A 21,352-nucleotide genomic window follows, 5' to 3' on the forward strand; every position below is an offset into this window, starting at 1 on the left:
GAACTCATTGAAGGTGATGAACATGAAGAAGTGGAAAGTTTTTATAAGATAAATCCTGACTGAAGAGACTTAATTGAATGAAAGTTAACATAAGTCTATTTACCCTGTTCTTTTTTAGGAGGAAGGTATGTAAATATTAACAATAATTGAAATCGCATTAGTGGCAACTGTATTAGGTTTATTTGCATGGACTTTTAAAAAAGAGAAAAATACTGATGAAGATGTATTAAATTATGCTAGATATATGATTTATTTGCTTGTAGCTGAAGTTGCATTGTATGCCGTGTTTCAGATGGTTTAAGTTTAAACACGTCTTTACTCTAGACAAAGAGAGATGTGAACAATGATAAATATCTTAACTAATATCTTAAAAAATGACAGATTAGATGAATACCCATTATTACATAGAGAGTCCCGATTTCTGGGGTAGCATATAGTATTCTAAGTGATGATAAGGGTTTAAAGGAAGTATTTTTTAGAGAAGAAGAGTTTATTGGAATGAGATGGATGGCATTTAACTAAAAAAATCAGAGACAGAATGCCCCGTTTTAACCTATGAATCTAATGATTAAACACTGGAGGTTTTTGTATGAATGAAATTACCAATACTGGCAAGATGCAAGATATTGGTGGTATTAAGCTCTATTACGAATTTTTTGAAAGGCAAAATGAAAACATTACAGTCATATTTGAATCAGGGTACGGATGCCCTTCTGCTTCTTGGGACCCTATAAAAGGTGAAATTTCAAAATTTGCGCAATTTTTCATCTACGATAGAGCAGGTTTAGGAAAAAGTGAAAAAGACGATAGACCAAAAGACAGCAAGCAGTCTGTTGAAAATCTTCGTACCCTTTTACAAAATGCGAATATTAATCCACCATTTATGCTTGTAGGGCATTCATTTGGAGGAGCAAATGTAAGGTTATATGCTTGTACATATCCAGAAGAAGTAGCAGCGGTTATTCTCTTAGATTCCTGCCATGAAGATCAAAACAAAATTATGCCGCCACTATTCAGTGAAGAAACAAGATCTCTTTACTTTAATCAATTTTCGGTAGAAGGTTCTTTAAGTGAAATTCAAGATAGTTTTGAACAAATAGACAAATGCACATCATTAGGAGATATCCCACTTATAGTTGTCAGCGCTGGTTTACAGTCTTATCATACAACTGAATCCTTCGCTGCGTGGAATCTATTTCAAAGAGACTTTCTGCGTTTATCAACAAATAGCAAACATATTGTTGTGAAGAATGCATCACACGGTCTACATGTTGATCAACCCCAGATTATTGTTGACATTATTAAAGATACATTGAAAGAGATACAAAAATAAGTTTAGTTAAAAGCAGTAGATGAGGGCAGTCTTGTATTGGTTAGAATAGGTAGCAATCCTTAAACACCGTATCAAAAGCGGCTGGATTGCACGGAATGGAAAATTCTATAAAGCAATACGATAAAGAGTAAACATTTTATTTAGACATTATTTCTTAGAGGAGAAAGCTTATGAATTTACTTAATTGGACTTACATTATATCTACAATTATAGGAGCTGATGGGTTCATAAGTTTATTGTGGTTCTCTTATTTTAATGATAAAGGTGAAAAATAAAGTAGAGCATTGGGTTAAATTTGTATATTGACTATGAAGATCAACGCTAAAAAGTAAGGGGGGGATTAATGATGACAGAAGATTTTTATTGCGATGAAGTATTAAGCGGAAAAACAAAAGTAAATAAAGTTTTAGAAACCGAGAATGTATTGGCGTATCATCATACAAGACCTTTTTGGCCGGTGCATATTGTTGCTATTCCTAAAAAACATATCTCTTCTTTAATCACTTTGGAAGAAGACGACAATGAACTTTTACTCGAGTTGCTGGGTGTGATTAAAAAGGTTGCAGCGAAGGTGACAAAAGAAAGTGGTTCTTGCAGGGTGCTTACAAACTTAGGAGATTATCAGGATTCAAAGCATCTGCATTGGCATATAGCTTCAGGAGATCCATTGAGATAAAAGAATCCTTTTAAAGTGAAAATAAATTCCAAAGAAACTCCAAGGAGCAGTAAATAGCCAAAAATTGAGGATATAAAATGAAATTGTATAATGAATTTATAAATATAGCTAAAACTCTTAATAAAGAGTTAGACATTACCCCATTATTATATGGCTCTTTAGGTCTTGAAAAGGTAACTGGGTTGAACTTTTCACCAGAAGATATTGACATCCTTATTCCTTTAATATTTTTAGAGGAAAAGTGGGAAAAACTTAAAAAAATTATGGAACTGCAAGGATATAAATTGGTTGATTTACATGAGCATGAATTTAGGAAAACTAATACTAAAATAGGCATTGCTTACATTGAGGATTTAAAACCATTTGCAGATGTAGACTATCATAACCTAGGGGTTTTTGAAGATGACGGAGCGAAATATCATTTGCTGACTATTGATGATTACCTCAAGGTTTATAATATGTCTTTATTAGATGGATATAGAAGAACAAAGAAGAGTAATAAAGATCAAAGTAAAATTAACATATTGAATAAACTGATACAGTATTAATTAAATATTTGTACATTAACATGGCGGCAAAATCATCACCTCTTCAATCCATTTTTGCATCTCTTCGTTTGGAGTTCAATAAAGAAATATCGGCCGCATACTTAAGACCCCCCTCACCATTAACTTTGAGGGGGTCTATTCTATTTATCTTATTAATTTGAAATATGCGTTGACCAGCAATTCATATTCAGAAAGATCAATTGTTTTTAGATTCACCGTTCTTTTTGCTATCGGCGATCTTTTTGTCGACTAAATCACTTTGTTCATGTTGAATCGGTTGTTAGAACATTATGTGATGCACCTCCTTTAAAAAGCATACACACATATGAGAGGGCTGAAATTTACCCATATGAATTGGGTATGGATGCCCAAACGGCTTTCCGCATGGAACCAACATGGGCAACTGGTCAACAGCTTTAGAAACTTCATCTTAACAGGGAAGTGCGGCAAGCATTGGGAATATAAAGGAATATAGGCTTACAGCTATGAAGGATGTATGAATATCCGTCAGACAGCGAAGGAGATCGTTCATTGAAAGTGTGGATTACGCCAACAGTTTTGATGAAAGGGCGAAGCAGTCCCGTGTATCCAATGCGGAAAAATGACAAACGCAGTCTCCATGTATTGTGTATGGAACTTCCCGTTCATCCGGAGTTATGTGAGAGGGACGAAAAGACTTTTTTTGAGGAGGAAGCGGAATGATTGAATTTACACGGCCATCGCCTATGAAGAAAACATGCACGATGCACCCGGAAAAGGAATCTGTCAGATCGGTTTCGTTTACTGATTTTAACGGCAATTCTGTAACAGTAACCCTTTGTCAAATGTGTCTGGCTGAATTAAAAATGAAAGCCGCGGCTGAATACAGGAGCATGACCGAGGAGCGGGCTAAACTGAATCGTTTCAAGATTGGTGATCATGTGTATTTAGAGCATTTGGGAGTAGTCAGCGAGATAAAAAACATGGAAGGCGTTCAAGTGGCAAACAGGACAGACACAGACGGAGTCCGAAAGGCTACCCCTAAGGAAATCGCAGAATACAAAAAACAGGGGAAGCAATGACAAGGAAAATTCTATCAGCGGTATTACTAACGGGAGCGGCGGCCGTTGAGCTGTCTGCTTCCGCGGCTTGGTCCGGCTGGCAAAATGAATCCGTGTAGAGCGGCCGGGTGTTCACGGATTCTCCGACATATACTAGAAGCACAGCGGGGCAGTTATAAAACGGCAACGCCTCTGAAATTATTCAACGTGAAAACAATCTGGAATAAGACCGGAAAGGGGACCTATGCCATTCGGCTGGACTCCGGCAAGGGGAACTATATCGGAACATTTGAATCAGTCAATTGTCAAATCAAATAAGGGGGATTCGATGGCGCTGAGAATAGTTTTGGGGCTGAGGGGGTAGGATTCTGGTTTTATTTCCAGTACGAATACAGACCGGACATGAAAGCGAACATCACGTTAATAGGAGCAATCATCGCATTCACGGCCGCGGCGTTTTTTCAAGATATTGATAAGTATAGAGAGAAAAAGAGATAGGCGATCATAATTAAAGCTGATATAAATTCTTCATTCTTCACTTGATTTAAATCCTAATATAGCCGATATGATAAAATAGGATTTACTGTAAATAATCGGTTTCGGGAGGAAAATGGTTTGAAGGATGTTTTGTCTGTATTCGGTGAAAATTCATCAGTAATACTTCTTTCTGTTATGACTTTATTTATCACAATTACTGCAGTTTTACTTACATATGTGACATCAATAAAGAACAGACGTGAAGAAAGATATATACAGCAATTGATGTATTTGAAGGAAATTCAAAAAGCTAAGAACGACAAAAAAGATTTACTAAGCAATTCAACAGTCGTTAAAGATTCTAAACTAGGCTATCCAGAGCCGGAAAAACAAAAAAATGTAGTGAAAGAAGAACATGAAGTAAAATCTGATGAAAAGACACTGGATATATATGAACAACAAGCAACTACTCATTCGAATTTGCAGTTCTATGCTGGTCTAACAATGTCAATAGTGGGTTTTATCCTTTTAATAGGTATTATCATTTTTTCTATTGGCTCTGATAACACTATCAATAGTGCAATTAGCGTCATAGGAAGTTTAATTTTTGAGGGGATTTCACTTATGTTCTTAAAGGAGTCACAAAAGTTACGTATACGGGTTAAAGAATACCACGATAATCTAATGGAAAACTCTAATCGTAATAAATCCATAGCCTTAGCTGGTAAAATTCAAGATGAAAAATTGCGTTCATTAGTACAGGCTCAATTAGCCTTTAATTTGATGGGAATTGATCCTGGGAAATTAAATATTTCAAATATATCAGAGAAAAATCATTCGCCATCAAAAAAAGTTCCAAATTAAATAAGTCCAAGACGGAAAGCCTGCGGGCACTGATCATTGCACAGAATTACTGTGCTCTGATTGGTGTCCGTTTTTTATTTGAGCGGAGGGATGACATGAAGCAGAAAAAGAAAAAGCCCAATAAAAACACGCAGGAGCGCTCAGATCGTTTCTGGCACAAATGATGAACACGAACATGCAAACACTTAAACGAGGCAAGGGCGGCGCATTTAAACGCAAATAAGGGGAGGAATCAGAATGCAGGATTTAATCATTGAATACAAACGAGCTTTAAGAGAAACAAGAAAAATGTACCGGCTCTACAAAGATACGGCTGAAGTCAATCTGACGGCTGAACAGATCAACGACAAAAAGATTATCAGTAGCATGATAAGTGACATTGAATTCACTCTTGAATGGCTGCAGAACGGAAGACAGCCCGGCGCCCGCCGAGGTGCTGACAGAAGAGACGCATATCAAAGGACGATTCTTGCTGAACCGCGCTTAATTGATGCGCTCCCGGAAGAATACGCAATTGTTCAAGAGGCTGAGGGAGAAGTAAGTGATTGGGATAAAGAAAGAATCGCTGACGCCCTTTCCGTGCTCACAGAAAGAGAAAAAGACATATTCATGATGCATGCTGTGCAAAACATGTCATTCGAAGAGATATCGCAGTTATTGGGGATTAAAAAAGGAACTGTGCAGAAGAACATTGAACGTTCCCGCCTGAAAATGAAAAATAGAGCAGATCACAGCCTATTCTGTTTAGCATGAATAGGTTGTTTATTTATTGAAACATAAGAAAGGTTTTCAAAAAATCTTTAAAGAATACTATTGTTATAGGTATAATGGTGTTGTTTACCATTACAATTTAGGGAATTCAAAGAGGATGATGTTAACGTACAATCTTAAAGAACGTGATGCAATCAAACGGTTCTTAAATGAGGAAGTCGTTAATACAAGCGAAGCTGAAATATTGTGCTTCACTCGTCAATACCTAAACCAGTTAGTTAAAAACGGGGAATTCGAGCCGATGAAAGAAATGCTTCGGGACAGGCTTTTTCTGAAAGAGGATATTTTGGATTTTCAAAAACATAGGCGTAAATGAGCTCCCTGTCATAAGGATGTTTTTAATTTAAAGTTATATTGTGAAGGACTATTAAGATTTGTTATTTACTGTCTATATTTAGTGTAATATACTAAAAAATAATGATTCAATTACTTGAATTTTTCGGAAAGTAGCATAGTATGAATATATATCCAGTCGTAAAAGAAGTAATTACAATGCTTTATTATATTGTAAGTATTGGATTAGCAGCTGGTGTTTTTATTGCGATTAAACAATTAAATTTAATGAAAAAAGATATTAAAACTAAAAATAAACGCGCATCGGTTGAAAAAAGTATAGAGTATCTAAACTGGTTTGCAACTTCATTTATTCCTTTGCAAGCTGAATACATAAAAAAACTGGGAGACAAGCATGTGATCTTGTCTATGAGAGATCACAAAAAAGAATTCGTAGCTTCAGAACTCTCATTTAAAACACATGCTGAGAGTATTAGTAATAAACTTGATGCAGGAGTCTTGGATCTTGCTAATCAATTAGAATTCTTTAGCGCAGCTATGATGAGTGGTTTGGCAGATGAAGAATTGGCATTTAATCCACTTTCTCAGGTTTTTTGTAACTTTGTAGATCGTCATCATGATTTTTATTGTTTTTCTAGACAAGATAGAGAACATAATTTTAGCAATACTGTTGAACTATAAAGTGTTGGCAGGAAAGTTACATTCTAATGAGCTCCTAAAGGAAACAAAGGAATTAAGTGAAAAATTAGCTGATCTTAACCTCAAAAAGGTTAATACGATTGGAAATGAAGTTTAAAGGGGAGAATATCTATGTCAATAATAACATTCCCAACAACAAAGAATAAATCTAAAGAAATTCGTAATCATGCTGAACTGTTATCTGAAGCATTTAAAGCCTTACAGGAACAAACAATCAAATAAATAATAACGCTATGCTAAGGCGCCCTGAGTGGGCGCTTTTTTTGTCTTATGACTGCAACCTATTTATGAAAGGCACTTTTGTTCGACAAATTTTGCGGATGGTTCTATTGTTATTAATTTTCATAGATAATAGAGTAAGGCAATTAAAATTTGGTTTTAAATTTAGGGGGGATGTACATATGCCTGAATTACCAGCTGTCTGTGATAATTGTAATGCAATTTTTAGATCTGGCATTGTTATAGATGGTTCAACTGCTACACTAAACAAAAATAGAGTTCGCTGCCCAAAATGTAGTGGTATAGGGTCTGTTTCGGAGGGAGTATTTAATTTCGTCGGAAATACAATTGAAATTCTTAGTGCTCCTGAACGTACTATCAGTGAATTGCAAAGATTCAACGAGATACTTCAATCTGCAAAAAATAAAAGTGTTTCTTTTGAGCAGGTAGAAGATCGAGTATACCAAGAAACACCGCAATTCGTTCCAGTTTTAGAATCAATGCCAAAAATCAAAAAAGAAAAATCAGCTGATTTTCATGTGTGGATTCAAACATTAGCAGCAATTACATCATTGGTTATGCCATGGTTTGAAAAAGAAAAACCTTCACCACCAAAAATTGAAATTAATCAAGTGATAAACCATATTTACGAAAGTGATGATTTCAATAATGAACCTATTAAAACAAAGAAAATAGGTAGAAACGAGCTTTGTCCATGTGGGAGTGGACTTAAATATAAATTCTGTCATTTAGAATCAAAATAATTAATTCATGCATCATACAAAATTAATACGTATGATGCTTTTTATATTCTCTGTAAACTGCTTCTGGTTAGTCTCAGGATAGACAATTGGCGGTTAACGGCTTGAGCACGGTGGCGGTTTAGAGGGAATATCTTTTTCCAAAACAACTCAATTCAAAAGGGGGCGGCGGTGAATGTAGATGGCTGAAAAGCATATTCAGGCGTATAAGGATTACGTCAAAGGTATGAAATACAAGGATCTTGCCGAGAAATATGGGGTGTCAGTGAACACCATTAAATCGTAAAAACAGCGGCATGGTTGGGAAAGGAAAAGATGCACACAAAAATAGGCGGGCAACCCGGCAGCAAAAACGCATTAGGAAACAGCGGAGGGGGCTCCGGCAAGAAACCAAACGCTGTATCACACGGGTTTTTCTCGAAATATCTGCCGGAAGAAACACTATCCATTGAAGAGATTCAGGGGTGTTTTCAATTAAATTTTCAGCTGATTTCCTAACTGTCATGGACAACATCTCACAGGAAATATATTGACTTTCATCCTGTTTGTAATGTTAATTAGAAGATGTATACAAAATCATTATAATGAGGAGGTCTGGATGTGAAAAATAAAGCGGGAATACAAGTTGGACTATGCATTGGACTTTTATGTTTAAGCTTTACCGGTTTCAATCCTTTATTCGGCTCAGCGCATGCTGAAGCGAAGTCTATAGAAAACACAAAAATGACAAGCTGTATAACGAATCAAAAATTTGTTCAGTTTGAGAAAAAATTTGATGCCAGGCTTGGGGTTTATGCGATTGATACAGGTTCAAACAAGACAATCGCCTATCGGCCGAATGAACGGTTTGCTTACGCATCAACCTATAAAGTTCTGGCCGCAGCTGCTGTTCTGAAGAAAAGCTCAAATGAAAAACTTAATGCCATCATCCGCTACAGCAAAGACGATTTAGTTACATATTCTCCAATCACAGAAAAACATCTGGATACAGGCATGAGCCTGAAAGAAATCTCAGAAGCCGCTGTCCGTTACAGCGATAATACCGCCGGGAACCTATTACTGCAGCAGCTTGGCGGCCCTAAAGGTTTTGAAAAGTCATTGAAACAGATCGGGGATCATGTAACGAAAGCTGATCGATTCGAGACGGATCTAAACTCGGCGATTCCCGGGGATCGTCGTGACACAAGCACCGCAAAAGCACTGGCAACTGATCTTAAGACTTTCGCTTTGGGTAACACTCTAACGACTGACAAGCGCACGATCTTAACGGATTGGATGCGGGGCAACGCTACCGGCGACGAACTGATTCGGGCAGGCGCTCCTGCAGGATGGGAAGTCGGCGATAAATCCGGAGCCGGAAGCTACGGCACACGAAACGACATTGCGATCGTTTGGCCGCCTGACAGAGCCCCAATTGTTTTGGCAATCCTGTCAAACCGGTTTACGGAAGATGCCAATTATAATAATGCTCTTATCGCTGAGGCTGCAAAAGTCGCTCTTAATGCTCTTAAATAAACATTGCCGTTCATTTTTTATGGACGGCTTTTTATTTGTTGAGAATGCGGTATGCCGGTTTCGATGTTATAATGTAAAGCCATAAAAAGATGGGAAGAGGGGGAGTTTCGATGCATTACATAACGGCATGCTTAAATATTATCAGTGATAAAGACCTTAATGAAATAATGAAGGAATTCAAAAAACTTGAGGAAGAAACGAACAAAGAAGAAGGCTGTATTCAGTTCCATGCTCATCCGCTCGAACCATCAGAACGCAAAATCATGCTTTGGGAGATTTGGGAAAACGAAGAAGCTGTTAAAGTCCATTTCACGAAAAAACATACAAAAGACGTTCAAAAACAAGAATTAACGGAAGTAGAATGGTTAATGAAAAGCAATGTGAATGAGTAAAAGGCTTTGTCTATTGTTGGCCGACTCTGTCAACAACAATCATCAGTTTCGTTCACTAAAACCCTTGCTGCGCAAGGGTTTTTTACTTTAAAAAGTTCTTTATATCGCAGTCTTTTTATGGGTAAGGAACAGACTTGGAATGAAGATGGCCGCAAGGATGATGACGGATACTAAGAACCCGGCATGGTAGCCTTTTAAACTGTTCGGAATCGTCGGCTGCAATCCTTGTATGACAGTTGCGGTAACGGTTGCGATCACAGCTGACCCAAAGCTGGAACCGAGGTTTTCAATCATATGAATACCGACACCCGCTTCCGGAAGCTGTTTGCTGTCAAGGCCTGTATAAGCGTCACTCATTAATGGGAGCATCATTCCTCCAAAACTGGTGCCGCGGATAAATAATACGACGGAAATCCAAATCATACTTGTGTTATCGGTGATAAAAATAAGCGGGATAGATCCGATCAGCGAAAGAACAAGACTGACCGTAACCACGTATTTCGCACCGATCTTATCAATCATTTTTCCGATCAGCGGACGAGTCACAAGCATTCCGACTCCTTGAGGGATTAAAGCGAGTGCTGCTCCGACTGCCGTGAAATGACGAATGTTTTGAAAAAACAGCGGAAGTATTAACATCGGCCCCATGATGGCAACATTCGCTAAGAACAATCCGATCGAAGATACTAGGAAGCTCTTGTTTGCAAACAAATTCATAGGCAGCACGGTTTGGTTTTTCTTGATCAGATTATATACAAGATAAATGGCTGCTGAAACAAGACCGATGCCTGCCCATAAAATGGTGTCGCTATTGTTAAATGATGCATGATCCGCCGCTTTTGTAATAGCGTAAATCAATGCCGCGCTCATTAATGACAAATTGATAATCCCGAAAATATCGAGTTTACGATCTTTGTTGAATGGTTCAAAGTCTGGAATGGTTTTCATCATAAGCGGTGCAGCAATCAAAACGATGAACACGTTGATGTAAAAAATCCAATGCCATGAAGCGCCTTGGACGATGAAGCCTCCGATGACAGGTCCTAAGATCGGGCCGAAGATCATAGGGGTGCTGACGATTGCCATCACTTTTCCCAGGTTTTCCGGACCTGCCGTTTTAACCAAGAGTGTTGACATAAGCGGAGTCATAATGCCGGCGCTGAATCCTTGAAGCAAACGAAAGAAGATGAAGCTGGAAACGTCACGGCTCATCCCCGCAAAAACAGAAATGACACCAAAGGCGATGACTGAGCCGATGAAGATTTTCTTACCGTTATATTTGTTCATAAGCCAGCCGGATACGGGTACTGCAATCGCAAGTGCTAAGACATAGCCTGTAACGGACCACTGAATGGTATCCAATGTCGTGTTGAAGTCTTTGGTCAGTTTGTCGATGGCGATGTTTACCATCGTAGAGTCAAGCATTGGAGCGATTGCTCCCAGTGCAATAGCCCAGGCGGCTGTGAGAACTTCTTTTGGCAGCCGAAGTTCCTTTCTTTTATGTGTTGACATATTATTCTCCTCTCAAAATCGCTGTCTTTGTTTCCTTGTCAACAAAATAATAGAGTGATTTTGTTTCTTTGTCAACAATAAGAGGGGTATAAAAAGGCAGCCCGTTTTCATGGAGCAGGGCTGCCTATGGTTTTATTCATATTTATTCCGATTTCATGTCTGCACCAAGTTTCTTTATTTCTGAATCCAAATGCCTGCTGTATGTTTCCACGAAGTTCAGCATTGTGTCAAATTGTTCATCGGTTACTTGTTCAAACACGATTTTGTCGCGTTCTTGAAACTCTTTGTGCAATTCCTCGTGAATTTTATAAATGACTTTTCCTTGCTTGGTAAGCCTGAAATAGATTTCTTTCTTGTTAAGCGGCTTCTGATAGCTTTCGATAAGGCCTTTATTGATAAGCTTCTTCGTTAATTTACTTATGGCGCCTCTTGTCATATAGAGAGACTCCGCAAGTTTTGTCACATTGGCGTCTTCAATTTTTTCGATGAATTCGATGCAATGCACTTCAGAAGGTTTATGCCCCTTAAGGCTTTCTTCCATCTTCAGCCTATTCAGCCACACCATCTTGTTAAAAAAGTCCCTGAAATCCGTGAGGAGCTGTTCTTTTTTGTCCATGTCCCGTCCTCCTGCTCGGTGGTGCTTACACAATATTATAAAATTTTTGTTTCTTTTTCAACAATCGTAAAGTTATTATTTAGGAACTGAGAGATAGTGCGCAGAAATAAGAAGGAGGGGGAACAGAAGAAGTATTCTATTTAAAAAGCGGCTTTTTAACCGAAACGTGGGTTTTCGGGTATTTTTCTTTCCGTATTCGTTACTTGCTCTTTTTCATAACAGGCCAACTCTACAGCCTTATAAAAAAGCAGGCTGCGCAATGAGCCTGCTTGAGATTCGCATCAATCATTTTCCTGTTGCGGCGTCATAAAAAGCGTCAATTGCGGTTGTGTATTTCAAGACGTTTTTAGACACTTTGGCGGTTGCGCCTAATGGATACGCGTCTGACAGAACGCTGGAGTGAGCCTCGGGCTCCCAGTAAAATACGCCGGTTCCTTTACCGTTCGGAACCGCTTTCACCAGTTTTATGGTGTCTTTTATGGTCCAGTAGGAATCTTTCGGATTATTTTCATCTCCGCCCAGTTCAACCACCATGACTTCCTTGTTGTAGCGTGAGGCGATGTCATTTAAATTAGAGGATAATTGGCCGGTGAGCTCCCAGTACGGCTTACCTTCCCAATAGGGATAGAACGAAACGCCGATGATGTCGGTTTTCCCGCCATTTTTAAAGAATTGATCAAACCACCATCTGAATAAGCTGTTGTCCGTGCCGTGTGCCAAATGGCTGATGACCTTGGTGGCCGGGCTGACGGATTTCACGGCGTCATAGCCTTTGTTCAGTAAGGCGGTCAATTTGCTGAAATCGTTCGTGCTGCCGTCGGGCAGTAAAATTCCTGAATTCATTTCATTCCCTACTTGCACCCAATCAGGGGAGATGCCGTGATTTTTAAGTTCTTTCATGACATCGTACGTATGGTTATACACGGCTGCCTGCAGCTGGCTGCTTGAATAGCCGGCCCATTGGTTCGGCTTGATCTGGTGGCCGGGATCAGCGAACACATCACTGTAATGGAAGTCAACCATTACCTTCATTCCTAACGCTTTTGCCCTTTTGGCCGCCGCAAGTACGCCCGCTTTGTCACTATAGCCGAGCATGGTCCATGTTGTGCCGTCTTTCAGCCAATAATAGCTGCTTGGCGGATTCACAAACACTCTCAGTCTCACGGCATTTATTCCGTGATCTTTAAGAATCTGCAAGGCATCTTTCTGTTTTCCGCCGTCATCCAGCCAGCGCACACCTTCGTCCTCCATTTGTTTCAGCCATCCTATATCAGCGCCATAGGCAAACGGGGCATCCGCTTTTGCTTTAGGAGACTTCTCAAAGAATGTAAAAGCAGTGAAAATGAGAGAAAGACAGATTGCGTTTACAAATACACGTTTCAATCGGTTTTTGAACATCACAATACCTCCTGATAAAAAAGATTGTTGATTGATTTCACTCTGAATGTTTCAGCTGCCATTCTCCAATAACGTCGTGAAACGCTGAAACGCCTGAATTCCTTCGGATGTCATTTTAAAAACGCCTGCATCGGTCAGCGCGCGTAAAAATACATTCGCTGTTTCTTTTTGTAAAACAGCGGCTGCATTTTCCGGTATCACGTCTCTATCCGCTTTGATGTTTTCAGCCCACGGAAGATGAATGTCTTTGATGTCATGAGGTTCATTCAGTAAATACTTTTTCACTTCTGCCAGCTCATCTTTCAGGCGGGGAGGTAAAACGGCGAGCCCCATCACTTCAATCAGACCGATATTTTCTTTTTTGATGTGATGGACATCTTGATGCGGGTGAAAAATGCCATCCGGATAATCTTCGGAGGTGCGGTTGTTTCTGAGAGCGAGATCGATTTCAAAATCCGTTCCCCTGCGTCTGGCAATTGGGGTGACGGTATTATGGGGTTCATTTGTCTTTGCGATGATGCTGACGGTTTCGTCTGAATATTCCCGCCACTTTTCAAAAACATACGCAGCGGCATCTGTCAGCAAATCCGGATCTTTTGCGCGAAGGCGGATCACTGATACCGGCCACTTCACGGCTTCGGCCTGAACGTCTGGAAAATGACGCATATGAAAAGGGTAGAGGGAACCCGCTTTTGCCATCGGAAACTCATGGGCGCCGCCTTGATAATGATCGTGTGAAAGAATGGAACCCCCTACGATCGGCAAGTCTGCGTTTGATCCCGCGAAATAATGCGGGAAAATTTCCGTAATGGCCAGAAGCCTTCTGAAGCTGTCACGGCTGATGTTCATCGGCTTGTGCACGCTTGAAAGAAAGATGGCATGCTCGCTGTAATACGCATAAGGAGAGTATTGAAAACCCCACTGTTCTCCCGCTAAGTCAAGCCTGATGATGCGGTGGTTTGAACGGGCGGGGTGATGCGGTGTTCCGGCATACCCCTCGTTTTCCATACAGAGCAGGCATGTCGGATACCGGTTTTCCGGACTGTTTTTTACCGCGGCGATGTCTTTAGGGTCTTTTTCGGGCTTTGATAAATTAATGGTGATGTCCAATTCTCCAAAAGGTGTTGGTGAGCGGTACACGATATTTTTTCGGATGGCCCGCGTCTTAATATAGTCGTTGTTTTGACTCAATCTATAAAAATAATCTGTTGCTTTTTTCGGGCAATCTGATAATAATTCGCTGAATGCGGCATTGATCAGAGAAGGGGCCGGTGTGATCACGTCCATGATTCTGCTTCCCAGCATGTCTCTTTCAGCCGGCGTATCGTTTATGATTGACCGTTTTACCGCGTCTTTCACCATTTCGTCCAAATAGTGAAGCCTGTTTTGTTTCTTGATATGTTTCGGTTCTGCATAATCCGTCAGTCCGAGCAGATCGAGAAGTCTGTTTCTTGTGTAAATCACATCTGTTTCATTAATGTCGCCTAAGACAGTGCTTTCTTTCAGAAACCCTGCCACTGATTCAAAAACGTCAATGACCGCCGCCTCCATTTCATTTGTCCTTGTATCCGTTTGGATGATGCCGATGCCAATTCCATGCTGACGCAATGATTTCCGATATGTCCGTTTGTTTCGGATTCCAGCCCAGAATGTTCCGCGCTTTATCGCTGGAAGCGATGAGGGTGCTTGGATCACCGGGTCTTCTTGCGGCCGCTCTTACTTTTATGTCTCTTTCGGTCACTAGCCGGGCTGCTTTCGCTATTTCTGATACGGAAAACCCGCTGCTTGATCCTAAATTGAAAATGCCGCTGTCTCCGCCGTTTTGCAAATATTCCAGAGCGAGAATATGGGCATCGATTAAATCGGAAACATGGACATAATCGCGGATGCACGTGCCGTCTTTTGTATCATAGTCAGTGCCGAATATCAAAACCTCCTCGCGCTGACCGAGCGCGGTTTGTAAAAGGATAGGGATAAGGTGGGTTTCCGGATGATGATCTTCTCCGATGGAACCGTCCGTTTTCGCGCCGGCAACGTTAAAATATCGAAGCGAGACATATTTTATGCCGCAGGCGGTTTCGCACCACTTCAGCATTTTTTCTGCCATGAGTTTTGATTCGCCGTATGCGCTTTCCGGCTTTTCCGGCATGTCTTCTGTGATGGGCACTTTTTCAGGTTCGCCGTATACAGCGGCGGATGAAGAAAACACAATGTGTTTCACCCCGAATTCCTGCATGACCTCCAGCGTAATTTGTGTACCGTACACATTATTATTGAAATATGAAAGAGGGTCGTTCATTGATTCGCCGACAAGGGATTGAGCGGCAAAATGGAGAACGCCTGTTACGTTCTCCTTCGCGAACACAGAGCGAAGAAACGGTTTGTCACGGATATCTCCATAGTAAAAAACTGCTTTTTCATGAACAGCTTTCCGGTGGCCTGTCTGCAGATGATCCACAGCTATCGTTTTAAATCCTTTGTTTAATAATTGATCAACCGCATGAGAACCGATATAGCCGGCTCCGCCGAGAACGAGAATCGCCATGATTTAGTTTTCCCTCCATTCAGCCGCGCCATCGCTTATATCCGCGATGTAGAAAGAAGCCTCAAGACCTGTCCTGCTGCGGTAGTGAGATGAAACGGCCCGGATAAAGCCGGCGGTTTCTTCACTTTCCACAATGGCTATGGCGCAGCCGCCGAACCCCGCGCCCGTCATCCGCGCTCCGAGTGCTCCTTCTTTCCAGGCTGCTTCAGCGAGCGCGTCTAATTCGTCACCGGTCACTTCATAATCATCGCGTAACGAACGGTGGGACGCATTCATCAGCTCGCCGAACGTTTTCAAATCATTCGATTTGAGAGCTTCCGCGGCTGAGAGGGTCCGCTCGTTTTCATTGACCGCGTGCCGGGCTCTTTTACGCAACGTTTCACAGGAGAGAAGGGATTCGAGTTCGTTGAATTCTTCTGTCGTCAATTCCGCAAGTGATGCGATATTCCGATATTGCCGCAGTTCCGAGAGAGCCTCGTCGCATTCGCTGCGGCGTTCATTATATTTTGAAGCCGCCAGCTCCCGGCGCTTGTTCGTATTCATAATGACGATTTTATATCCGTTAAAAGCAGCCGGAATCATTTCGTGCTCAAGCTTATCGCAGTTTAACAGAATAGCCATGTTCTTTTTGCCTTTTTGCACTGCGAATTGATCCATAATGCCTGAATTCACGCCGATAAATTCATTTTCGACTCTTTTTCCGATAAGCGCCAGTTCAGTATCGGAAACATCCAGGCTGAATAACTTTCTTAAAATGGAGCCGGTTAACATTTCGATAGAAGCAGAGGAGCTTAAACCGGCTCCGTTTGGAATCGTACCGAGAAAAAGAATATCCATTCCGCTGTCTATTTGGCCGCCGGCTTTAAGAAGGTAATGGATCATCCCCTTCGGATAATTGGCCCAGCCGTCTTCTTTTTTGTATGCTGTGGCGGAAAGATCGAGGCAGACAATGCCGCTGTCCGGAAAGTTTTCTGAGTATAACCGGATCTGATGATCTTCGCGTTTTGTGCATACGGCATAAGTTCCGATCGTGATCGCGCATGGAAGAACGTGGCCGCCTATATAATCCGTATGTTCCCCGATCAGGTTGATCCGGCCGGGTGCGAAAAACAGTTCTCCGTTACTTCTCTTGAAAACGTCTTCGAATCTTAATTTCAAAAGTTTGGCATCCATGATAAACCCCCGATTCTATTTTGAGGTATGCTCCAGTATGAACTGAATGGCTTTTTGTGAATTTCTGGTGAGGCTGATATATTCCGCTCCTTTCGTTGCGATGAGTTTCACATGCAGGCGGTCCGCATCTTCTTTAATGTCATCATAATAAGAGCCGACCTGCGGAGCCAAAATGATCATATCGAAGTCTTTCATGATGTCGTAATGGGAACCGTAGGCGCCTGCTGAGGCGGTAATCGGCACGTTATATTCTTCGGCTCCTTCTGTCAGTGCGTTCGCAAGCATGGCGCTCGTTCCCGCTCCGGCGCACAGCACTAACACATTGGTGCTGTGTTCCAAGGCGGATGAGGATTCCTGAAGATTTGTGCTGATGACGGAGGACACGTCTTCGGAGGCGCCGGCCATGGCGGGCTGTAATGTTTGCGGCGCGCTTTCAGGCTCGGTGTGTTGGGCTTCTTTCGCCGCTAATACTTTGTCATAAGCTTTGCAGAATGGCAGGTATATCAGGAAATCGACAATGATTAATACAGCCGTCAGCACAAAAGCCGAGAGCCCCATGCCGGTTCCGAGAATCAAGCCGGCGGGCGCCGGAGTGGCCCACGGAAGAACATACATAAAACTGTTCATTCCGATGACATCCACGAAAAATTTAAACAGACAGACATTCACCATCGGCGTTACAACAAACGGAATGAAAAAATAAGGATTTAAAATGATCGGCGCAGCAAAGAGAAGAGGTTCGTTTACTGCGAAAGACACCGGAACCGCGGATGCTTTTCCGACTGCTTTCAATTGCTTGGATTTCGCGAAAAGAAGAAAGATAAACGGAACAACAAGGGTTGCGCCGGTCCCTCCCATTGTGCCGACGAAGTTCCCGAGTCCGACGGTCAGCACGTTGGACGCTTGCTCGCCGGCATTATGAAGCTGAAGATTCGCCTCCACATTTGCGTAAATAATAGCTGCGATGGCAGGTTCCACAATAGAAGGCCCGTGAACGCCGACAAACCAGAACAGCGCCATCATTCCCCAAATGATACAAATCCCAAGATAACCGTCTGCGGCGGTAAAAAACGGCGATAAGAGAGAGGAGAGAGCCTCTGCAAACGATACATTCAGCGTATTCCTGATCAATAAATCAACGATCACCATGGCCAAAACGGAAAAAGCGAACGGAAAAACATCTTTAAATGTTTGTGAAATGGTACCCGGTACTTCTTTAGGCATTTTAATCGTAATATTTTTCAGCACGCAGAATCTGTAAACGTTCACTGTTATGAAAGCGGATACAAAAGCGGCTAAAAGACCTTTTGTGCCGAGGTATTCCGTCGAGAATCCGCCATCGATTTGAGTGACGCTTAAAATGAGAAACCCGACGACTGAAGCAAGCATCGCTGAAACGGGGTTGATCCCTTTGTTTTTAGGCATTTTTCGGTTCATTGATTCACTCAGGCATTTCGCACTTGTTGCCGCAACGATCAGACCGAGGGCGCCCATTGAATAGTTATAAACTTTCCAAAGCCATTCAGAAACACTTTTAGGCCAAGTGAAACCCAACACTTCCGGCACAGCGGCGGTGAGGATAAAAATGCTGGCGAATAAAATAACAGGCATGGCAGTTAAGAAGCCGTCGCGGATCGCGCCTAAATAAATGTTTCTTGAGATTTTTTCAAAAAACGGTTTTCCCTTTTCGATTTGCTTGATGATACCGTTCATTTTTCCACTCCTTATCGGCGGCTTCGGTAGAGTTCTATAAAATCCTGAATAAGATCACGGAGCAAAAGGGTTGTCATCAAGTGGTCCTGACCGTGAACGAAAATAAATCCTAATTCCATGTCCTTGCCGTCAGCTTCTTCAGCTAACATTTTCGTTTGCGCATTGTGGGCGAGGGTTAAATTTTCATCGGCGCTTTTCAATGCTGCTTCCGTATTTTCGAAGTTTCCGGCACGGACTTCTTTCAGGACTTTCAATAAAGTGCTTCTGGCGTCGCCGGCATAGGCGACGATTTCAAAACCGAGCATCTGCAATTCTTCCTTTGTCATGAAAAAACCTCCTAAAGACGGCACACATGATGAAAAGAGACTCTTTTCACCATGTATGATCGTTAAATGATTGTTTTTGTTTCACTTACAAGTTTGTACCAGTAGGCCGATTCTTTCGGATACCGTTTTTGGGTGTCGAAGTCGACGTAAAAAAGACCGTAACGTTTGTTGTAGCCGTTGGTCCATGAAAATAAATCCATTAAGGACCATAAGAAGTACCCCTTTACATTGACCCCGTCGGTAATCGCTTTACTGACGGCTTCTAAATAGACTTTTAAATAGTCGATTCTTGCCTTATCCATAATGATGCCGTCTTCAAACTCATCTTTATAGCCCATGCCGTTTTCGGTAATGTAAATTTTGTTATATTGCGGATAGTCCCGTTTGATGCGCATCAGCATGTCATACATGCCTTCAGGATAAATGAGCCAGTCCCAATCGGTCCGCTTCAGGCCTTCTTTGTAAATTCTTTCGCCGATTCCTTTTACTTTATAGACCGAAGTGCCCTTATCGCCCGTTCCGTTATGGTGAATAACGGTTTCTCCGTCGTACGCTTTGACGAAATGGCATTGATAATGATTGATGCCGAGATAATCATTGCGCGTTGAAGCTTTTTTCATCACGTCAAAGTCACTGTCTGAAAACTCGTATGAAGCGCCGTTTGCCTCACAGATTTCATCCAGAGCCCGCATGGTTTCCTCAGAATAATAGCCGAGGTAGGTGGCGTCGAGGAGGAATCTCACTGATAACGCGTCATCCAGAAAACAGGCGTGGCGGTCATCTTCTGAGTCGCTGGCGGGATATTTTGTTTCTAATGAGTGAACGACACCGATTTCTCCCGGATAGCCGCCGTCTTTAAAAAGATTGACGGTCATCGCATGCGCTACCATCATGTGATGGAGGCATTGAATGACTTTTGTGATATCACTTTTAACAGATGGCGGGAAAACCCCGAGTAAATACTGGTTGGTGGCTGTGGGATAAATTTCGTTAAACGTGCTCCAATATCTGATTTCGCTGAATTCTTTAAAGCAAAATTCCGCATAGCTGACAAACGCTTCTATTGCAGCGCGGTTGAGGAAATCTCCCTGATCAAATAATCCTTTCGGTGTATCGAAATGATGCAGCGTGACAAAAGGGATGACGTTGCGTTTATGGCACTCTGAGAAAATACGATGATAGTAATCAACACCTTCCTGATTGATTTTGCCCGTGCCGTCAGGGAAAATTCTCGTCCAGGCTATAGAAAGGCGGATGCCGTTTATTCCGAATTTTTCACATAGTTTAATATCTTCCGGAAACTGGCGGTAAAAATCACTTGCCGGATCAGGGCTGAATCTTCCCTGTTTTTCAAGAAATTCATCCCAGGCCACAGGTCCTTTGCCGCCTTCTTTTGTGGCGCCTTCCGCTTGATATGCCGCAGTCGCCCCGCCGAAAATAAAGTCATGAGGTAATTTGAGCATTACTGAATCCTCCTTCGCCAATGTGTGAATTGGAGTTTGTTAATGTTCGTAATTGTTATCTTTTGTTTAATAGTAAACGCATACATTTTTGTTGTCAATAGCTTCGTAAAGAAATAACATCTGTTTTAATAGGGGTTTTATAAGTTTTTCGTTGTTTTATATGTTGATTATATTGTTTGTTAGTGTTTGTTTTTGTTGACCGGATTGCCGCAGTGTGTTAGATTGTGTGTAAAGTTGAGGGGATGATTGAACATGTTAAAAAAAGAGCGTCTTTTAAAAATCGTCGATATCGTAAACTCGCGGGGGTTTATTACGGTGAGTGATATTATCGATGAACTGGATGTTTCTGATATGACAGTGAGAAGAGATCTGGACGAGCTGGATAAGGCCGGAAAAATCGTACGTATTCACGGAGGCGCACAGAGCATATCTTATTCCATTGATCACGAATTATCGCATAATGAAAAACTGGGTGTTCAAATGGATGAGAAGGAGAAAATCGCGGAACTCGCAGCTTCATATGTAAATGACGGCGATACCGTTTTTTTAGGGCCCGGCACGACGATTGAACTTTTAGCCAAACACCTGCTGCATAAGCGAATCAGGATTATCACAAACAACTATCCCGTATTTGATATTTTAAAACATGGTGACACTGCGGATACCATCCTGATTGGCGGCGATTTCCGAAAAAATACCGGTGCCTTCGTCGGACCCATCGTGAACGGCAATCTGCAGAAATTCAATTTTACGAAAGCTTTCATCAGCGCCAACGGCATACATAATGATGAGATTTCTTCTTACAGCATTGAAGAAGGGGAAGCCCATCAAATCGCGCTGAATAATTCGCGGACGAAATTTTTACTGGCGGATAATAAAAAATTCAACCGGGAAGATTTTTACGTGTTCTATAACTTGCATGATATGGATTATCTGATTACCGATGATAAAGTGATGAAAGATGTTCAAATTCATTACGAGCAATATGTAGATGTCAAAATCGCAAAAAAATAAAAA

At 41.5% G+C, this 21,352-nt stretch carries 21 protein-coding genes and 3 pseudogenes; 15 read left to right on the plus strand and 9 right to left on the minus strand.

Annotation, left to right across the window (positions count from 1 at the left end):
• Positions 1–589 precede the first annotated feature (589 nt).
• The 14 genes and pseudogenes from K3G25_RS01650 (at position 590) to K3G25_RS01715 (ending at position 9,589) form a co-directional block, all read left to right on the plus strand.
• Complete coding sequence (locus K3G25_RS01650; protein WP_100261708.1) at positions 590–1,333, plus strand: alpha/beta fold hydrolase; 744 nt, start codon at positions 590–592, stop codon at positions 1,331–1,333.
• Between the two features lie 343 nt (positions 1,334–1,676).
• The gene (locus K3G25_RS01655; RefSeq protein ID WP_014417482.1) at positions 1,677–2,009 is read left to right on the plus strand and encodes an HIT domain-containing protein; all 333 of its coding nucleotides are present in this window, start codon (positions 1,677–1,679) and stop codon (positions 2,007–2,009) included.
• Between the two features lie 77 nt (positions 2,010–2,086).
• Complete coding sequence (locus K3G25_RS01660; protein ID WP_014417483.1) at positions 2,087–2,557, plus strand: hypothetical protein; 471 nt, start codon at positions 2,087–2,089, stop codon at positions 2,555–2,557.
• Positions 2,558–3,255: 698 nt separating this feature from the next.
• The gene (locus tag K3G25_RS01665) at positions 3,256–3,618 is read left to right on the plus strand and encodes a hypothetical protein (RefSeq protein WP_022553534.1); all 363 of its coding nucleotides are present in this window, start codon (positions 3,256–3,258) and stop codon (positions 3,616–3,618) included.
• Positions 3,615–3,915 (plus strand): annotated as a pseudogene (locus K3G25_RS01670) (hypothetical protein). The gene K3G25_RS01665 and the pseudogene K3G25_RS01670 overlap by 4 nt, the downstream one beginning before the upstream one ends.
• Positions 3,916–4,212: 297 nt before the next feature.
• Positions 4,213–4,938: a TRADD-N-associated membrane domain-containing protein gene (locus K3G25_RS01675; RefSeq protein WP_022553531.1), complete on the plus strand. Its 726-nt coding sequence runs from the start codon at positions 4,213–4,215 to the stop codon at positions 4,936–4,938.
• A gap of 95 nt (positions 4,939–5,033) precedes the next feature.
• Positions 5,034–5,161, plus strand: a pseudogene (locus K3G25_RS01680) (hypothetical protein).
• Between the two features lie 14 nt (positions 5,162–5,175).
• Positions 5,176–5,691, plus strand: a complete 516-nt coding sequence (locus K3G25_RS01685; protein ID WP_128496579.1) for a sigma-70 family RNA polymerase sigma factor — start codon at positions 5,176–5,178, stop codon at positions 5,689–5,691.
• Positions 5,692–5,809: 118 nt separating this feature from the next.
• Positions 5,810–6,025 carry a DNA-binding protein gene (locus tag K3G25_RS01690; RefSeq protein ID WP_230379022.1) on the plus strand — a complete coding sequence of 72 codons (216 nt, stop codon included), beginning with the start codon at positions 5,810–5,812 and terminating at the stop codon, positions 6,023–6,025.
• A 176-nt stretch (positions 6,026–6,201) separates the two neighbouring features.
• Entirely contained in the window at positions 6,202–6,684 is a 483-nt protein-coding gene (locus K3G25_RS01695; RefSeq protein WP_128496580.1) for a DUF4760 domain-containing protein, read from the plus strand.
• A 419-nt stretch (positions 6,685–7,103) separates the two neighbouring features.
• On the plus strand, positions 7,104–7,685 hold the full coding sequence (locus K3G25_RS01700) for an SEC-C metal-binding domain-containing protein (RefSeq protein ID WP_038461356.1): 582 nt from the start codon (positions 7,104–7,106) through the stop codon (positions 7,683–7,685).
• A gap of 178 nt (positions 7,686–7,863) precedes the next feature.
• A pseudogene (locus K3G25_RS01705) lies at positions 7,864–8,138 on the plus strand (hypothetical protein); the annotation flags it as partial.
• A 138-nt stretch (positions 8,139–8,276) separates the two neighbouring features.
• Positions 8,277–9,197: a class A beta-lactamase gene (gene bla / locus K3G25_RS01710; RefSeq protein ID WP_163094039.1), complete on the plus strand. Its 921-nt coding sequence runs from the start codon at positions 8,277–8,279 to the stop codon at positions 9,195–9,197.
• Between the two features lie 110 nt (positions 9,198–9,307).
• Complete coding sequence (locus tag K3G25_RS01715) at positions 9,308–9,589, plus strand: putative quinol monooxygenase (RefSeq protein ID WP_022553524.1); 282 nt, start codon at positions 9,308–9,310, stop codon at positions 9,587–9,589.
• A 99-nt stretch (positions 9,590–9,688) separates the two neighbouring features.
• On the opposite strand, the gene K3G25_RS01720 is transcribed toward K3G25_RS01715, so the two are convergent.
• The 9 genes from K3G25_RS01720 to lacG form a co-directional block, all read right to left on the minus strand.
• Positions 9,689–11,101: an MDR family MFS transporter gene (locus K3G25_RS01720; protein ID WP_163093900.1), complete on the minus strand. Its 1,413-nt coding sequence runs from the start codon at positions 11,099–11,101 to the stop codon at positions 9,689–9,691.
• 142 nt (positions 11,102–11,243) lie between these two features.
• Entirely contained in the window at positions 11,244–11,717 is a 474-nt protein-coding gene (locus K3G25_RS01725) for a MarR family transcriptional regulator (RefSeq protein WP_154817883.1), read from the minus strand.
• Positions 11,718–12,002: 285 nt separating this feature from the next.
• Positions 12,003–13,115, minus strand: a complete 1,113-nt coding sequence (locus K3G25_RS01730) for a glycoside hydrolase family 53 protein (protein ID WP_029973105.1) — start codon at positions 13,113–13,115, stop codon at positions 12,003–12,005.
• Positions 13,116–13,166: 51 nt separating this feature from the next.
• Positions 13,167–14,666: a UDP-glucose--hexose-1-phosphate uridylyltransferase gene (gene galT / locus K3G25_RS01735; RefSeq protein WP_232489730.1), complete on the minus strand. Its 1,500-nt coding sequence runs from the start codon at positions 14,664–14,666 to the stop codon at positions 13,167–13,169.
• Position 14,667: 1 nt separating this feature from the next.
• A complete protein-coding gene (gene galE / locus K3G25_RS01740) occupies positions 14,668–15,660 on the minus strand; it encodes a UDP-glucose 4-epimerase GalE (protein ID WP_029973102.1) in 993 nt (330 codons plus the stop codon).
• A gap of 3 nt (positions 15,661–15,663) precedes the next feature.
• Positions 15,664–16,833: a galactokinase gene (locus K3G25_RS01745; RefSeq protein ID WP_232489552.1), complete on the minus strand. Its 1,170-nt coding sequence runs from the start codon at positions 16,831–16,833 to the stop codon at positions 15,664–15,666.
• A 15-nt stretch (positions 16,834–16,848) separates the two neighbouring features.
• Positions 16,849–18,546 (minus strand): PTS lactose transporter subunit IIBC, encoded by a 1,698-nt coding sequence (locus K3G25_RS01750; RefSeq protein WP_232489553.1) that lies wholly within the window; start codon positions 18,544–18,546, stop codon positions 16,849–16,851.
• A gap of 11 nt (positions 18,547–18,557) precedes the next feature.
• Positions 18,558–18,872: a PTS sugar transporter subunit IIA gene (locus K3G25_RS01755; RefSeq protein ID WP_007407323.1), complete on the minus strand. Its 315-nt coding sequence runs from the start codon at positions 18,870–18,872 to the stop codon at positions 18,558–18,560.
• 62 nt (positions 18,873–18,934) lie between these two features.
• Positions 18,935–20,335, minus strand: coding sequence for a 6-phospho-beta-galactosidase (gene lacG / locus K3G25_RS01760; protein ID WP_232489554.1), 1,401 nt, complete (start codon positions 20,333–20,335; stop codon positions 18,935–18,937).
• 252 nt (positions 20,336–20,587) lie between these two features.
• Between lacG and K3G25_RS01765 the strand changes: the two genes are divergently transcribed.
• Positions 20,588–21,349, plus strand: a complete 762-nt coding sequence (locus K3G25_RS01765; RefSeq protein ID WP_053285045.1) for a DeoR/GlpR family DNA-binding transcription regulator — start codon at positions 20,588–20,590, stop codon at positions 21,347–21,349.
• Positions 21,350–21,352: the final 3 nt, after the last annotated feature.

It is taken from the genome of Bacillus sp. FCW2, from assembly GCF_021228595.1.
GTDB lineage: Bacteria > Bacillota > Bacilli > Bacillales > Bacillaceae > Bacillus > Bacillus velezensis.

Excerpts from the sequence above, each read along its gene's own strand:
- K3G25_RS01650 (WP_100261708.1), top strand. The coding sequence starts at position 590 with ATGAATGAAATTACCAATACTGGCAAGATGCAAGATATTGGTGGTATT.
- K3G25_RS01655 (WP_014417482.1), top strand. The coding sequence starts at position 1,677 with ATGATGACAGAAGATTTTTATTGCGATGAAGTATTAAGCGGAAAAACA.
- K3G25_RS01660 (WP_014417483.1), top strand. The coding sequence starts at position 2,087 with ATGAAATTGTATAATGAATTTATAAATATAGCTAAAACTCTTAATAAA.
- K3G25_RS01665 (WP_022553534.1), top strand. The coding sequence starts at position 3,256 with ATGATTGAATTTACACGGCCATCGCCTATGAAGAAAACATGCACGATG.
- K3G25_RS01685 (WP_128496579.1), top strand. The coding sequence starts at position 5,176 with ATGCAGGATTTAATCATTGAATACAAACGAGCTTTAAGAGAAACAAGA.
- K3G25_RS01690 (WP_230379022.1), top strand. The coding sequence starts at position 5,810 with ATGTTAACGTACAATCTTAAAGAACGTGATGCAATCAAACGGTTCTTA.
- K3G25_RS01695 (WP_128496580.1), top strand. The coding sequence starts at position 6,202 with ATGCTTTATTATATTGTAAGTATTGGATTAGCAGCTGGTGTTTTTATT.
- K3G25_RS01700 (WP_038461356.1), top strand. The coding sequence starts at position 7,104 with ATGCCTGAATTACCAGCTGTCTGTGATAATTGTAATGCAATTTTTAGA.
- K3G25_RS01715 (WP_022553524.1), top strand. The coding sequence starts at position 9,308 with ATGCATTACATAACGGCATGCTTAAATATTATCAGTGATAAAGACCTT.
- K3G25_RS01720 (WP_163093900.1), bottom strand. The coding sequence starts at position 11,101 with ATGTCAACACATAAAAGAAAGGAACTTCGGCTGCCAAAAGAAGTTCTC.
- K3G25_RS01725 (WP_154817883.1), bottom strand. The coding sequence starts at position 11,717 with ATGGACAAAAAAGAACAGCTCCTCACGGATTTCAGGGACTTTTTTAAC.
- K3G25_RS01730 (WP_029973105.1), bottom strand. The coding sequence starts at position 13,115 with ATGTTCAAAAACCGATTGAAACGTGTATTTGTAAACGCAATCTGTCTT.
- galT (WP_232489730.1), bottom strand. The coding sequence starts at position 14,666 with ATGGAGGCGGCGGTCATTGACGTTTTTGAATCAGTGGCAGGGTTTCTG.
- galE (WP_029973102.1), bottom strand. The coding sequence starts at position 15,660 with ATGGCGATTCTCGTTCTCGGCGGAGCCGGCTATATCGGTTCTCATGCG.
- K3G25_RS01745 (WP_232489552.1), bottom strand. The coding sequence starts at position 16,833 with ATGGATGCCAAACTTTTGAAATTAAGATTCGAAGACGTTTTCAAGAGA.
- K3G25_RS01750 (WP_232489553.1), bottom strand. The coding sequence starts at position 18,546 with ATGAACGGTATCATCAAGCAAATCGAAAAGGGAAAACCGTTTTTTGAA.
- K3G25_RS01755 (WP_007407323.1), bottom strand. The coding sequence starts at position 18,872 with ATGACAAAGGAAGAATTGCAGATGCTCGGTTTTGAAATCGTCGCCTAT.
- lacG (WP_232489554.1), bottom strand. The coding sequence starts at position 20,335 with ATGCTCAAATTACCTCATGACTTTATTTTCGGCGGGGCGACTGCGGCA.
- K3G25_RS01765 (WP_053285045.1), top strand. The coding sequence starts at position 20,588 with ATGTTAAAAAAAGAGCGTCTTTTAAAAATCGTCGATATCGTAAACTCG.